Consider the following 14257-nt stretch of genomic DNA (forward strand, 5'->3'; position numbering starts at 1 on the left):
TAAGGTTTCCGAGCGTTTTCTTTTTATAGCCGAGCGGATGATTGAATTGACAAAGTTCAACGTTTGGGTTTCAGTTTTTTGATTCTCTTTTTTGCTTCGGTTAAGTCAGGGCATAAGGCTAATGCCTTCTCGTAGTTTCGCACAGCCGCTTGATTCATGCCCTCGTGTTCGCACTCTTTGCCCATGACGAGATACTCCATGGCCAGTTCCTTTAAGTAATTCTCGCGCAGCTCGGCCTCTTTTTTGAGGCGTTCTATTTCATGCCGCTGCATGTTGATAACATTAAGTTTTTTGCGTATATATCTTTTGGCAACAGGTTTTTCGATGTCATACCTGCTGTGTATGGCAAGAAAGAATGCATCGAGGGCAGTCTGCATGTCCCCTCGGTCAAAGGCTTGCACTGCATCCCAATATTCCTTGTCGGCTTTCGATTGTTTGAGCACTGTGGAAATGATGGTGGAATTGTTAAAGTTTTTAGCAAATCTACAAACCTCCGGATGCACAAAGATGTCGTTCCGACGGATGGGTTCTTTCAATGATATGCCTTCAAGAGACGTGCATCGGGAAAGTGCTACATACGTTTGGCCTGCTGCAAACACGCCTCCTGTAAAGTCTATCTTGACATGACTAAAGGTGAGTCCTTGGCTCTTATGTACCGTGATTGCCCATGCCAGGCGTATAGGATATTGAGTATAAGTGCCCAATTCTTGTTCCTCGATTTTCTTCTCCTTGTCGTTAAACGAATATTTCACGTTGCTCCACACTTCAGGTTCCACGTTGTACTCCTGTCCATCTTCAGTTCGAATATAGATATAGCCCAGCTCTTCATCAAAACCAGTGACCGTACCCAGGGTGCCGTTTACCCAGCGATGGTTCATGTCGTTTTTCACAAACAGGACTTGAGCTCCCGGCTTAATCCTCAACTCTTTGGGCGTAGGCAGACTCGATTCCGGGAATTCGCCCCTGATGGCTCCCATAAAAATTTGTGGTTTCCCCGGCAGTTCGTTGAGATGGCTGGTGTTGATGTCGTCAACGGTGTCTCTCCTGGTGGATAAGGTGATAGATAGGGGAGAGTGGTCCGTTTTTGTGTCAGCTTTATCGTTGTCAGCATGCTTCACCTGCTTGTTCAGCAACATCAAGTCGTGGTTCGACATGTTGGAGGTGCGGATGTGATCGAGAATGCTGATGAAGGTAGGGTCGTTTTGGCGATATACTTTCTTTAATTCAATAGATACCAACTGCATGCCCGCAAATATTTTGGCATTGAAGAAGAATAAAGAATCGTAGGTTGACTGCAAAAGCCGCCGATCTTCTTCTTTCACAACCGGTTCCAATTGGTACACATCGCCGACCAGCAAGAGTTGTTTTCCGCCAAACGGCTCTCTCATGTTGTGACAAAACACCCTCAAAACTTTGTCAATAAAGTCAATCAGATCTGCTCTGACCATGCTTATCTCATCAATAATAATGAGTTCGAGCTCTCTGATAATTTTAATTTTCTCGCTATTATACTTTAGTGTTTTGCGTATGTTTCGTGGTGAATATTGCACATCATTGGGCAGGAGGGGATGGAAGGGTATTTTGAAGAAGCTATGCAGGGTTGACCCTCCTACATTGATAGCAGCAATTCCTGTCGGTGCAAGGATGATATTTTTCTTCTTGGTATGTGAAGCAATGTATTTCAGGAAGGTTGACTTTCCCGTTCCGGCCTTTCCTGTAAGAAAAAGAGAACGTTGAGTGAACTGTATGACCTGCAACACGTTTTGGAACTCGGTGTTGTTCAGGTCAATGTTCTCTTCTTGGTTTAAAGCCATGTTATGATGCTCAATCTGTTGTCGGTAAAAAATAGAATCGCATGTGAGTCATCGTCATTCCTTCCAGACGCTCTCACATGCGACCCTTTTTACAATTATAAGTTATCAAGAGTGACCTCCTCCGTCGTCTTACGCTTTTTCTCGGGCTTAGGCTCTGGCGTTGGAGTTTGTTTGTTCTCGACCGCATTCGGGACCTTTTCTATAGGATTGCCATTCTCATCAAGTATGATTTCTTCTTCGCTCACAATCGAACTATCCTGCTTGGTGGTGTCTATTTTAACCACCTCATAGTAACTCTGGCAATTATACATGTCTGAAGTGATGTTGGCATCCTGGGGTGTACTGAATTTCCCGTGGTATTGATTAAAACTTGGATCACCCAACACGGCCTGCATGAAATAACCCGTAATCGGGAGGGCTGTTCTGGCTCCCTGGCCCAATGCTCCGGTTCGGAAGTGTATACTTCTGTATTCTCCACCGACCCATGCGCCTGCAACGAGTTTGGGTGACACACACATAAACCAAGCATCAGAATGATTATTGGAGGTCCCGGTTTTCCCACCAAACTCCGTGTCCCTATACTGGCCTACGTATCCGGACAGACTTAGACTGGTTCCGCCTGCATCACGGACACTGCTTTTCAGCATTTGCTGCACGAGAAAAGCACTTTTATAGGGGATCACCTGTTCGGCTTGAACTCGGTCTACATATATTTCGCGACCGTCTTTATCAACTATTCTTGTGACCAACACCGGTTCATGATGCATACCATTGTTGGCAATGGTACAATAGGCATTGGTCATCTCCAAAAGGGTTACGTCGCTCGAACCCAGCGCTAATGATGGTGCATCTTCCAAAGGACTCTTAATTCCCATGGCCTCGGCTGTTCCAATAATGCGTTTAATGCCCATCTCCTGCCCCAAACGCACGGCAATCGAGTTGATGCTTCGTGCGAAAGCGCTCTTTAAGGGGATAGAATCTCCTGTAAATCTTCCGTTGGCATTGCCGGGCGTCCAGGTTGTAATTTCATTCTTTTTCTTGTCGAAGACCTGCATGGAAATGTATTCGTCGCGACGCTTATCGCATGGGGTGAGTCCTTGGTTCATGGCTTCCGTATAGACAAAAAGCTTGAAGGTTGAACCGGGTTGGCGTTCAGCAGTCACCTTGTCGTACTTCCACGACTTGAAATCAATATCACCTACCCATGCCTTTACGGCTCCGCTTTGCGGTTCCATGGCCACCATGGCACAATGCATGAAGCTTACCATGTATTTAATGGAGTCTTCCGATGTCATGTTTTTGGTGATGGTTCCCTTATCATAATCAAACACCTCAACCGGATGTTTCCACTCCTTGTAGTAGTACCGGATTGAATCTGGACTGTTAGGGAATCGTTCTTGCAGTGCCTTATAAAAAGGCTGACGCTCGGCAATTTTATCGATAAACTGTGGGATTGGGGTGCCATTTTCATCCCGCCAAGGCTCTTGTCTGAGCCAATTGGAATCTTGCTTACGGTAAATGCTCCAGTGATTGTTGAAGTTTTGCTGCACAATTTTCATTTGTTTCATGGCAGCCTCTTCGGCATACTTTTGCATCCGGGAGTCGATGGTGGTGTAGATTTTGAGTCCGGAACTGTAGAGGTCGTATCCGTTCTCACTACACCAGGGTGCCAAATAATCAGCAACGGCTTGCCGGAAGTACATGGCTTGGCCGTCGTAATTCTCTTCCATCTTGTATTTTAGCCTGATTGGAAGCTTTTTCAGGGAATCGCAGGCAGCCTGAGAAAGTGAGCCGTCCTGCACCATATTGGACAAAACGGTGTTCCGACGTGCCAAGCTTTTCTTGGAATTGATTTTCGGATTGTACATCGTTGTTGCCTTCAGCATACCCACAAGCACAGCCGCCTCTTCGGTTGTCAAGTCTTTCGGCGTGGTGTCAAAGTAGGTCTTGGCAGCGGTTTTGATGCCGTAAGCATTGGAACCGAAGTCCACGGTATTGGCATACATGGTCAGTATTTCCTTCTTGTCAAATACTGTTTCGAGCTTTGTAGCAATAATCCACTCCTTGCTCTTCACAATCAGAATCTTCAATCCGGGTATTTTGCCCAACAGTCCGGTAGAATACTGTGATCGCACGCGGAACATATTCTTGGCCAATTGCTGTGTTATCGTCGAGGCTCCGCGCCCTTCATGATGCAGGACTGCGTCTTTCATAGCCGAAAAAATAGCCATCACATCAATAGCCATACCCCGCGGACGACTGTAATAGCGTGCATCCTCGGTGGCAATAAGTGCTTGAAAGAAAGCAGGATTTACCTCTTCATACTTCACCGGTGTTCGGTTTTCATTGAAGTATTTCCCAATAAGTTTACCGTCAGCACTGTATATTTCAGAAGCTTGACTGGTCTGTGGATCCATGATGCCGGAGAAATAGCCGGGGCTTTTGCCAAACAACCAGAACAAGTTAAGGTCCACTGCTCCGAGATAAAGCAAAAAGGCTACAATCAAGGAAGCTAAGCCTATCATCGTCTTGGTGTACCATGCGCGACCTTTGTACAGGTTTTTGTACCAAGGCCAGAAGTTTTTAATCTTGCGCCAAACCCATTTAAAAAAACGTTTTATCTTCTTCATGTCTTCTTTGTCTTTTGTATCTCATGACCTCAATATATAAGGAAATGATTTACAAAATTACGAAAATACTATATCATCGTATGTTTTTATCAATACAATTTAGGATATCTTCAAGGTTGTCGGGCGAAAACCATTGGGTTGTCTCGTCTTTCTTAAACCATGTGAGTTGCTTCCGCATATAGCGTCTGGTGTTGGATTGTATTTGCCTGATGGCTTCTTCGCGGGAAATTTCGCCGTCCATATAGGCAAATAACTCTTTGTAGCCTACTGTGTTGAGCGCATTCAATTCTCTCCGCGGGTACACACTGCGAGCTTCATCTTCCAAACCCTGCTCCATCATCAGGAGCACTCGCTCGTTGATTCTGTTGTATAACTCCTCACGTGGACGGTTAAGTCCAATCTTGACAATATTAAACGGCCGCTCCTTCTTCGTGTTCTTGCGAAATGATGTGTATGTTTTCCCAGTCATGTAACAGATTTCCAAGGCATGGATAACTCTCCTCGGATTCTGCTTGTCAACAATCTTCCAGTACTCTGGGTCAAGTTCCTTAAGTTGCTCTGAAAGAGACGGTAGCCCCTCTCTGTTCAGTTTTTCCTTAAAGAGACTCCTTGTCGACTCATCTATCGTTGGAATGTCGTCTATTCCCTGGCAAACAGCATCAATATACATCATCGAACCTCCCGACATGACAACCACATGGTGTGTCTTGAAGAGTTTCTCAAGCAACCTTATCACATCCTGTTCATACATGGCCGCCGAATAGTAGTCCTCAATGTGGTGACTGCCTACAAAATAGTGTTCCACGCATCGTCGTTGCTGTTCTGTCGGAGCTGCAGTCCCAATTGGCAATTCCGCAAATATCTGCCGTGAATCTGCGTTGATAATCGGGGAGTTGTAACGCTGTGCTATCTGCAGACAGAGTTCGGTTTTTCCAACTCCCGTCGGACCAAGGATGACTACAAGATTCTTCAAGGCAAGTATAATAATGATGTACTATCTGATGATTCCCCGTTTGGATGACGATACAAAGTCGATAATATATTGTATTTCAGGAGTTACCTTCAGATTGTTTTTTATTTCCTGAATTCCTTCTGCCAGCACACCCTTACTATATAGCAGGCGATAGGCCTCATGTATGTGATCAATCAGTTCATTGCTGAAACCTTGTCGGCGAAGCCCTATCAGGTTTATACCCGCATAGCGAATGGGCTCCTTGCCGGCAATGATGTAGGGAGGAATATCCTGGCTGAATCGGCTGCCACCTTGGATCATCACGTATCCGCCAATTTTGCAGAACTGGTGGCAAAGAACTACGGCACTGATGATAGCTTTATCATCCACCACCACCTCGCCGGCAAACTTGGTGGAGTTGCCGATAATAATGTTGCTTCCCAAAACACAGTCATGAGCCACATGAGCATTTTCCATGATTAGATTGTTACTACCCACCACAGTAGTTCCCTTCGAGGCTGTGCCGCGCGATATCGTCACATTTTCGCGAATACTGTTGTTGTCACCAATTTCGCACAACGTTTCCTCGCCTTTGTATTTTAAATCCTGAGGTTTCGTGGAGATGCTTGCTCCCGGAAAAAATTCATTTCCATTGCCTATGCGGGCACCGATATGAAAGGTTACGCCGTTTTGCAGCACATTGTTATTGCCCATTACCGTATTCCGGTCGATATAGCAAAATGGGCCAATCACGTTGTTGTCACCCATGCGAGCTTCAGGGTGTACAAAGGCCAAGGGACTTATCTGGTTCATATACTTTATTTATTCTTGACAATCTGAGCAGTAAAAGTGGCTTCCGACACGATGTTGTCACCAACAAATGCATAGCCTTTCATGGTACTGATGCCATGGCGGGGAGGGAACAGCAATTCCACCTTGAAAAGCAGCGTATCGCCAGGCACAACCTTCCGCCTGAACTTCACATTATCTATTTTCAGGAAATAGGTGGAATATCTTTCAGGTTCAGCCACTTGGCTGAGAATCAACAATCCACCGCATTGAGCCATCGATTCAATCTGCAACACTCCGGGCATGACCGGTTCATCGGGGAAATGACCCTGAAAGAAAGGTTCGACAGCAGTGACATTCTTCACGCCAACAATGCTTGTCGCCCCCATGGCCACCACTTTATCCACCAATTGCATGGGATAGCGATGGGGTAGAAGTTGTCTGATTCGGCAGTTGTCCATCAGCGGTTCTTCGTTCGGATCGTAGATAGGAGCCTGCACTTCATGCTTGCGTATTTCCTTACGCATCAGGCGTGCAAACTTATTGTTGATGGTATGTCCCGGGCGAGTAGCAATGATGCGACCCTTGATGGGCTTGCCTATCAAAGCCATGTCGCCAATAATGTCGAGCAGTTTGTGTCGGGTACATTCGTTGTCCCACATCAACGGCTTGTGCTGGATATAGCCAATCTTGGTTGCATCCATGCGAGCCAACTTGAGAAAATCGGCCAACTTATCCAATTGTGCCTGCTCAACTTGCCGTTCATAGATGACGATGGCATTGTCCAAGTCGCCACCTTTAATCAGGTTGGCTTCCAAGAGAGGAACAATATCCCGCACAAACACAAACGTGCGTGCCGGAGCAATCTCCTCGGCATAGTTGTCAATGTTGTCGAGTGTGGCAAACTGGCTGCTGATAAACTTGGAGTCGAAGGAGCACATGGCTGTGATCGAAAAGTCGTGGTCGGGCAAGATGGTGATGCACGACCCCGATTCCTCGTCTTTGATTTCTATCTTCTTACGAATAATGTAATAGTCCTTGGGAGTTTTCTGATCTACGATGCCCACCTCATTAATTTTCTGCACATACTGCGCCGCAGAGCCGTCAAGGATTGGAAATTCCGGACCATTGACCTGAATGAGACAGTTGTCAACCCCCAGGGCATATAATGCAGACAGCCCGTGCTCGACGGTCGAAACCCTGACCTCACCCTTTTGAAGCACGGTTCCCCGTTGGGTATCGGAAACATTTTCTGCCACAGCCTCAACAACGGGCTGGCCGTCAAGGTCGATGCGTTGTATTTTATAGCCTGTGTTGTCTGGTGCGGGATTAAACGTTACGGTGAGGCTCAGCCCCGTATGAAGTCCTTTGCCGAACAAAGAGAAGCTTCCACCGAGCGTTTTTTGTTTTGCGGTATCCATTTATTTCTTTTGTTTAAGTTCGTCTACTTCTTTCTGCAATGCCGTGAGCTGTTTGTAGATATCAGGCAATTTCCGGAAAATCGCCTGGCTCTTGAAGAAAGGTGTTTGCGGCATGGGCGGCGTGCCAATGAGCGTCTGGTTGTCCTTCAGCGAACCCGGAACACCTGATTGTGCACCGAGCATCACGCGGTTGCCAATGTTGATGTGTCCGGCGATGCCAACCTGCCCGCCAAACATGCACCATTGTCCCACCTTGGTGGAGCCGGCTATGCCAACCTGTGCCGACATCACGGTGTTTTCTCCAATATCCGTGTTGTGTGCAATCTGCACCAAGTTGTCTAATTTGACGCCCCGGCGTATATAGGTCGACCCCATGGTTGAGCGGTCTACACAGGTGTTGGCACCAATCTCCACATCGTCTTCGATGACCACATTCCCCGTTTGGGGTATCTTATCGTATTGTTCTCCGTTAGGTGCAAAGCCGAAACCATCGGCACCTATCACGGCGCCGGAATGCACTATGACACGGTTTCCCAACTCGCAATCATGATAGATGCTGGCATGGGGATAAACAATGCAGCCATTGCCCAACTTGACATTCTCCATAATTGTGGCATGTGGGAAGACCTGACAGTCGTCGCCAATCTCCACACCTTCAGCTATATAAGCAAACGCTCCAATGTAGGCATTCTCGCCAATCTTGGCCTTGGGCGAAATAAACGCCAGAGAATCTACACCCGTTTTCTTAGGTTTGGTCGACTCATACAACTGCAACAACTTGGCAACACAATCGCGTGCGTTCTGCACCCAAATCAGTGTTGGCGTCACAGGGCGTTCAAGCTCGATCGAGTCGTCAACAAGAACGACAGTCGATTTGGTTTCGTAAATATAATGTGTATATTTTGGGTTGGCCAGAAAAGAAATGGCACCGGGTACGCTGTCTTCGATTTTAGCGAATGTAGATACCCTGGCATTCTCGTCGCCCTCAACTTTTCCATTGATAAATTGAGCTATCTGGTTTGCAGTAAATTCCATATTTGAATCCAAATGTTTATAATCTGCAAATATAAGAATTAATTCCCTAATACGTGAAAAGATAATCTATTATTTGGTGTTTTTAGCATGCAAACTTATTAATTCACACCCATACATGATGCTTTACCAAGAGGAAAAATACATAAAATAAGTTCAATATATCTTGACAAAAGCGTCTCCATATTTCGCGTATTTAAAAAACAAAATACTTTGGCTGGAAATACGCGAAAGTTGAGGGCGTTTGCTAAACGGCTGACACGCAGTTGATTATGCCGAGCAAACACTTTTTGAGCTAATCAGCCGAATGGATTGCCCTGCGAGTAGATATTGAACGGCGTAGCGATTAGACCTTAACCGCAAGATGATTAGACTCTTGTCATGTCGCGTCTAAGCTTTGGCGGCAGTCCGTCTAAGCCTTAATCGCAAATCAATTCGAATTTTGAAGCTTGTAACATCTGGTTTTTAGGCAAAATGAATCAGATATTAAGGCAAACTGAGAGCTAAATTCAGAATTTACGCAGGTCATTTTAAGCTGAACAAAATTTGACAAGTTGGGCACCTTACAATATATTCTTATGGTTTGCATATATAACAGTTCCGATGTTCGTACATGTAAACAATAAAAGAAGTTATAGCAATGTGCATCATACTCGAAACGTCCATCATAAACCGTCAGAAAAGACTAACCTGTGCGAATCGATAATAAAAATATAATGTTCAATATGTTAAATCAAAAATATACGTTAATTAATCCAAATTTATAAGACCAATACATTCTAATAAATATAAGATTATACCAAAAATGATTGGTAATGTAAAAAAACCAACAAGCAACCACAATAAAATGGCTTTAGGCGTTTCAGTCTTCATATCATATATTTTTTGCAAATATAAAGAAATAATTGAACAATCATGTAAAAAAACAAGAAAAAATTTATATGTGGTGTCACTTTTCAGAAGTAGAAACAAGAGAACGACGTTTGACGGGGGCAAACGCCTGATGGAAAGTGAGGCAGAAAATAGGGTAGAATAGGCTGTTTTTGGCTTATATTGGCGCCTATCGGCTTACCATGCGGCATCCCATTCGGCGCATACCAAGGTGCTGACCGCTTTGTCGCTCCGCTCCTCTGCATTATTTAATTTTATTTCCTACTCGGAAATAAAAAAGCCGTGCGGCAAACACGGCTAATAATTAATAAAAGGGCTTTTCATAGTCACTACATTGTGTAGGGTTATGCAAGTAAGGGCATTCTATATTGCGATAAGAACACCAAGTAAAACGAGCAGGCAAACCGTGACCAGACATAACAATACAACGGAAACGACAAAAGTCTTCAGGTTCCGTTTCAAAAAATTCAAAATCCATGACATAACAAATAAAATTAAAATTATTTAACAACAATACGCGAAAGAGGGCCAAGAAGCGGGCCAAGACCACGATTTATCCAATCACCTGCAGTACTAAAAAGAGCTCCTGGATAACGACCAAACCAAGAACCACGAAGATCACGACCTTCACTTTGAACGTCATAATTAAATTTACGTTCACGAAGATTAAGATCATTCGAATAGTGTTGCTGTGCTTTTAACTCTCTATCCCAATTTAAGCTACCAAGCTTAAAAACGCGAGATTGTTCCTCAGTAGTACCTTGCATCAATTGGTTATAGGCAGCAGCTAAGGAGGCTTGAGCAGAGGCATTATTAGCAGCAATAGTAGATTGCATAACACTGAGAGACTGTTTAAGGTTCTCAAGTTCTTGTGGTTTGGTGAAAGTAAGATCATACTTTTTGATTAGTTTATCAATCTCCATAGATTCAATGTTAACTTTACCTGCCAGCATATCCTGCTGTAACTTCTCAACACCTAAGATATTACGAGTAACATTACTTTGTTGCTCGGCATCATAATTGCTAACATACTCTCCGTTTTCGTCAACCAAAGGTTTACCGTTTTCATCCATAGCATTGCGGGAATAAAATTCCTGACGCCATTGCTCAAATGTACTTTGTATAGTATTAATTTTAGCAGCAGCTTGAGCAGACTGTATTTGTGCAATTTGAGAAAGACCTGCTGAATAATAAGGAGAAATACCACCTATAGTTAGAGCATCGTTTTTCTTTTGCTTTTCAAACTCATAATCAGAAACTTCAATCTGTTTTTTACGAGCATCAATGTCTTGCTGTTTCATAAAATTATCATAAAATGAAGTAGCAGCACCACGAATACCTTCTCCAAGAGCAGCACCGGGGTTAAACTCACTGGGAGTACCTAACCCGGCAGAAGAAGACGACAGATTGACACCTTGAGCACTACCAAGGTTTTGTTTATCATACAAATAAGGGTTATAACCAGCAGCTTCAACACGTTTACGAATATTAGACGGATCATTCCAAGCAAAGTTCTGTTGATTAATTTCGCGTTGGAAATCCATTTGTTGTTGATTTACTTTGTCGTTATAAGCTTGTTGCTGGAGCATCATATCCCATTGATGACGACGATTGCGTCGATTGAGATTTGAACTACCAGCAGCACCTAAAGCACCGCCTAAAAGCGATGAACCAGCGGCAATTAAAGCACCACCTGTTATTGGATCAAGAGGCATAATAAAAGAATTTAATCCCTACCCAAATAGGGTAGGGGATAGTTAAACATACAATTAGGAATCACTATTAGAAGAATCTGAATTATCAGAACCTTGAGAAGAAGTAGCAGAAGAATCACTATCGGAATAATCATCAACTACATGAGAAAGATGAGAGGCAAACGCAGCATCATCTGTCATAGTTTGATTATAACGAGACGGAGTCATCGAAATAAGTTCATCATCTGATAAGTTATTACGCTTACTAACTGGTACCTTTTGTAAAGTAGACATAAGTCGTTCACGTTCCAAAGGATTTACATTCGGATCCATGACTTTAGAAAGTACATTAGGCCTACGTTTCAATTTATCGTCATAAGGACAAATAACATCACATTCTTCATTTGCTTTACTATTCAAACAAACACCTGAAGAGGTATAATCAGCTCGACGGGACATAACCTCAAGTTGAGCAGCGCTGAGATGCGGAAAATAAATACTAAGTTCCATAATAAAAGAAATTAAACTCTGGGCATGCCATCAACAGACATGTCAGAAACTTTAACAATATTAAAATTACAACCACCAAAAACACAGTCAGTAGACTCTGTACCATTAAATTCAACAGGGAATACAGAATTCAAACAACCTGGATCAATTTTAAAATCAGCAATTTCCAATTGAGGGAAAGTAGTCCAACGGCGGAAACGAGAAACACTCCAACTAGACAAAGCATCATTTTGTGCAAACTGTCCATGATTAATATCAAGGGCTGTTTTATATTCACTGTAACGAGGCTGATAACCTAAAACAGGATTTTTCGGATCAGGAGTACAAAAACTCGAAATATAGGAAGAATTCAAAGGCTGCATACCAAGATTTTCGAACTCAGGTGTGAAGAAATCGAAACGGTCTAATTTATCTACCATAGGGTCAAGACGGGTACAATCGTATTGAATCTGAGGAACAAGAGAATAAATACACATCAAAACACCATGTTCTTTTGCATCAAAAACAATTCGACCACGACCTGAACCAGTTCCTTTGCCTGCAATACGACCAAGATAACCTGCCTCGGGTTTATATTCAGTAGCAGTTGTACCTGAAGTTTGAGTAACATCAGAAACCTGCAAATCAGAATCAAAGCCACCAAGGTAATTTACACGACCATCTCTACTATCTGGTATCTCAACACCATAATGTGCACGCATCTGATCTTGGAATGTCTTACCTGCACGCATAGTAACAGACAAAAGTTTATCAACAGCAAAAGCAGAACGCAAAGAAGAAACACTAAAATAACCTAAGTTATTATCAACATCTACAGGAAAATTAAGTTGAGTAAAATTAGACTTACTTTGATCAGCATATTGATCACGATCAAAATTAAGATGTTCATCATCTGAAAATTCAGGGATAAAAGTAAATAGTTGGCTCTGTCTTAAATTAGTGAAGTAATCAGTCTGAGCATTACGATACCTAAGCTTAAAAAGATCAGCTACAACTTTAGCATCAACAAGTCCACCTTTGAATTTATCAAAGTTAAAACTATCTGTATCGAAATTTTCATAATTTGAGTTACGATAGTAGTCCTGATAAATTTTATTATAAGCGAGAACACGAAAGACACTGCAATTATAGTCAAGATTATTTTTTAAACCTGAGACATTATCAGGATATGCAGTACCGAAAGAGTCAAACTTGCGACCATAACCTAACAAGTCGAGTAAACGAAAAGCACCATATTTAAAACGATATTGCAAATCATCTTGAAAAGAAGGAGTAGAATCTCGTTCAATGATATTTTTAAAAACAGACTCTAAATTAAAATAAGGAACTTGTAAAGGAGAAGTACCACCTTGTATTGATTTATTAGCAGAGCTATGAAAATCATTCATACCTGTGATAAATTGGTCAAACTGTGCCCATAACTGATGATAGGGAACAAAGAAGAACTCATAAACACCTCGCATACTTGCAAAAGCAGCAGTATTCATTGGAAGAGTACGCATAAAATCCTGAGCATTGATCTCAACGTGATCATGTGGAATCAAATCAAGATTAAGAACAGGTAGCAACATACCTGCATGAGCAGAGAACAAATGACGTTGTGACAAATCAAACGCATTGCGATTACGATTAGGCCGAGTAGCCTTGATTTTTGGAATTGAAACACTCATAATAATTAAATTTAAAAATGAAACATTAGTCTAACTTGCGATAATTCGCGAAGTATTTATTATTAGCTTTTTTACTTTTTAATCGAGATTGGAAACTTTTATAAGAATCAATTTCAAACGAAACAAATTCAGGAGAGTTTACCTCTAAGTTATCGTCAATAAAAGAAGTATTTAAAACTCCGATAGAATCATACAAATGATTATAAATACCTGTACTCTGTAAAATATTCTTATATGACAAAGAAAGATCTTTATAATCTTTAAATGAAACAGGAATATTTTCTGAGAGAAAAGGATAAGCAGCAAAAATAGATTTATTACCTTTCCATTCATACCACTCATTAAGTTGATCGATGAAATCATGATACGAAGAAAGTTCGAGCAAAGATTCAAAACGACCAAACAAATAAAGATATGCATCGACAGGATGAGCAAAACCTAAATTACTAAAAATTGGATATTTTTCTATCATTCTATGACAATACAAGGAGGCAAACCATGTGGAGTCATCATCCATACCTAATGCAAGGTACAAAGGATGAGAACTTAAACAATGACGAAAAGTGTATTCGCGATTTTTACGTACAAAGGACTTCACAGATTTGAAACCATCATAAAAAGCAAGCCTGCTTACTTTTTCTTTCCATTGAGGATACTCATTTGTAACGAACGAGTATATAAGCGATTTTGCATAAGCAGAAAGGTCACGATATCCGCGACATTTGCGGAACACGGCACATAAGTCACTTTTGGTATAAGGAACACGAGTAACGCTGACTTCTCCGTTGTTCTTAAAAGAGACGCTGTCATATTTGACAGTTCCGTTATAGACATCCTCGAGCATTTTAGTTTTG

11 protein-coding genes are annotated in these 14257 nt (G+C 42.4%); 1 reads left to right on the plus strand and 10 read right to left on the minus strand.

Features of this window, described 5'->3' with window-relative positions:
- Window positions 1-56: 56 nt before the first annotated feature.
- The 6 genes from HMPREF0645_RS01525 to lpxD form a co-directional block, all read right to left on the minus strand.
- The gene (locus HMPREF0645_RS01525) at window positions 57-1814 is read right to left on the minus strand and encodes an ATP-dependent DNA helicase (RefSeq protein WP_007173040.1); all 1758 of its coding nucleotides are present in this window, start codon (window positions 1812-1814) and stop codon (window positions 57-59) included.
- A gap of 95 nt (window positions 1815-1909) precedes the next feature.
- Complete coding sequence (locus tag HMPREF0645_RS01530; protein WP_007173041.1) at window positions 1910-4444, minus strand: transglycosylase domain-containing protein; 2535 nt, start codon at window positions 4442-4444, stop codon at window positions 1910-1912.
- 73 nt (window positions 4445-4517) lie between these two features.
- Complete coding sequence (gene miaA, locus HMPREF0645_RS01535; protein WP_007173042.1) at window positions 4518-5417, minus strand: tRNA (adenosine(37)-N6)-dimethylallyltransferase MiaA; 900 nt, start codon at window positions 5415-5417, stop codon at window positions 4518-4520.
- Between the two features lie 21 nt (window positions 5418-5438).
- Window positions 5439-6209 (minus strand): acyl-ACP--UDP-N-acetylglucosamine O-acyltransferase, encoded by a 771-nt coding sequence (gene lpxA / locus HMPREF0645_RS01540; protein ID WP_007173043.1) that lies wholly within the window; start codon window positions 6207-6209, stop codon window positions 5439-5441.
- A gap of 5 nt (window positions 6210-6214) precedes the next feature.
- Complete coding sequence (locus HMPREF0645_RS01545) at window positions 6215-7606, minus strand: bifunctional UDP-3-O-[3-hydroxymyristoyl] N-acetylglucosamine deacetylase/3-hydroxyacyl-ACP dehydratase (protein WP_007173044.1); 1392 nt, start codon at window positions 7604-7606, stop codon at window positions 6215-6217.
- Window positions 7607-8641 (minus strand): UDP-3-O-(3-hydroxymyristoyl)glucosamine N-acyltransferase, encoded by a 1035-nt coding sequence (gene lpxD / locus HMPREF0645_RS01550; protein ID WP_007173045.1) that lies wholly within the window; start codon window positions 8639-8641, stop codon window positions 7607-7609.
- Between the two features lie 802 nt (window positions 8642-9443).
- On the opposite strand from lpxD, the gene HMPREF0645_RS13570 reads away from it, so the two are divergent.
- Entirely contained in the window at window positions 9444-9674 is a 231-nt protein-coding gene (locus HMPREF0645_RS13570; protein WP_007173046.1) for a hypothetical protein, read from the plus strand.
- A gap of 355 nt (window positions 9675-10029) precedes the next feature.
- Here HMPREF0645_RS13570 and HMPREF0645_RS01555 read toward each other — a convergent pair whose 3' ends face one another.
- From HMPREF0645_RS01555 to HMPREF0645_RS13575, 4 genes are all read right to left on the minus strand, one after another.
- Window positions 10030-11244, minus strand: coding sequence for a hypothetical protein (locus HMPREF0645_RS01555; protein ID WP_007173047.1), 1215 nt, complete (start codon window positions 11242-11244; stop codon window positions 10030-10032).
- Window positions 11245-11298: 54 nt separating this feature from the next.
- On the minus strand, window positions 11299-11733 hold the full coding sequence (locus HMPREF0645_RS13115; protein ID WP_083793791.1) for a hypothetical protein: 435 nt from the start codon (window positions 11731-11733) through the stop codon (window positions 11299-11301).
- Between the two features lie 11 nt (window positions 11734-11744).
- The gene (locus HMPREF0645_RS01560; protein WP_044123123.1) at window positions 11745-13403 is read right to left on the minus strand and encodes a major capsid protein; all 1659 of its coding nucleotides are present in this window, start codon (window positions 13401-13403) and stop codon (window positions 11745-11747) included.
- Window positions 13404-13428: 25 nt separating this feature from the next.
- Window positions 13429-14257: hypothetical protein (locus HMPREF0645_RS13575; RefSeq protein WP_007173050.1), on the minus strand; the 829-nt coding region annotated here is incomplete at its 5' end.

The sequence above is a fragment of the Hallella bergensis DSM 17361 genome, assembly GCF_000160535.1.
Classification (GTDB): domain Bacteria; phylum Bacteroidota; class Bacteroidia; order Bacteroidales; family Bacteroidaceae; genus Prevotella; species Prevotella bergensis.

Excerpts from the sequence above, each read along its gene's own strand:
- HMPREF0645_RS01525 (WP_007173040.1), bottom strand. The coding sequence starts at position 1,814 with ATGGCTTTAAACCAAGAAGAGAACATTGACCTGAACAACACCGAGTTC.
- HMPREF0645_RS01530 (WP_007173041.1), bottom strand. The coding sequence starts at position 4,444 with ATGAAGAAGATAAAACGTTTTTTTAAATGGGTTTGGCGCAAGATTAAA.
- lpxA (WP_007173043.1), bottom strand. The coding sequence starts at position 6,209 with ATGAACCAGATAAGTCCCTTGGCCTTTGTACACCCTGAAGCTCGCATG.
- HMPREF0645_RS01545 (WP_007173044.1), bottom strand. The coding sequence starts at position 7,606 with ATGGATACCGCAAAACAAAAAACGCTCGGTGGAAGCTTCTCTTTGTTC.
- lpxD (WP_007173045.1), bottom strand. The coding sequence starts at position 8,641 with ATGGAATTTACTGCAAACCAGATAGCTCAATTTATCAATGGAAAAGTT.
- HMPREF0645_RS13570 (WP_007173046.1), top strand. The coding sequence starts at position 9,444 with ATGATTGGTAATGTAAAAAAACCAACAAGCAACCACAATAAAATGGCT.
- HMPREF0645_RS01555 (WP_007173047.1), bottom strand. The coding sequence starts at position 11,244 with ATGCCTCTTGATCCAATAACAGGTGGTGCTTTAATTGCCGCTGGTTCA.
- HMPREF0645_RS13115 (WP_083793791.1), bottom strand. The coding sequence starts at position 11,733 with ATGGAACTTAGTATTTATTTTCCGCATCTCAGCGCTGCTCAACTTGAG.
- HMPREF0645_RS01560 (WP_044123123.1), bottom strand. The coding sequence starts at position 13,403 with ATGAGTGTTTCAATTCCAAAAATCAAGGCTACTCGGCCTAATCGTAAT.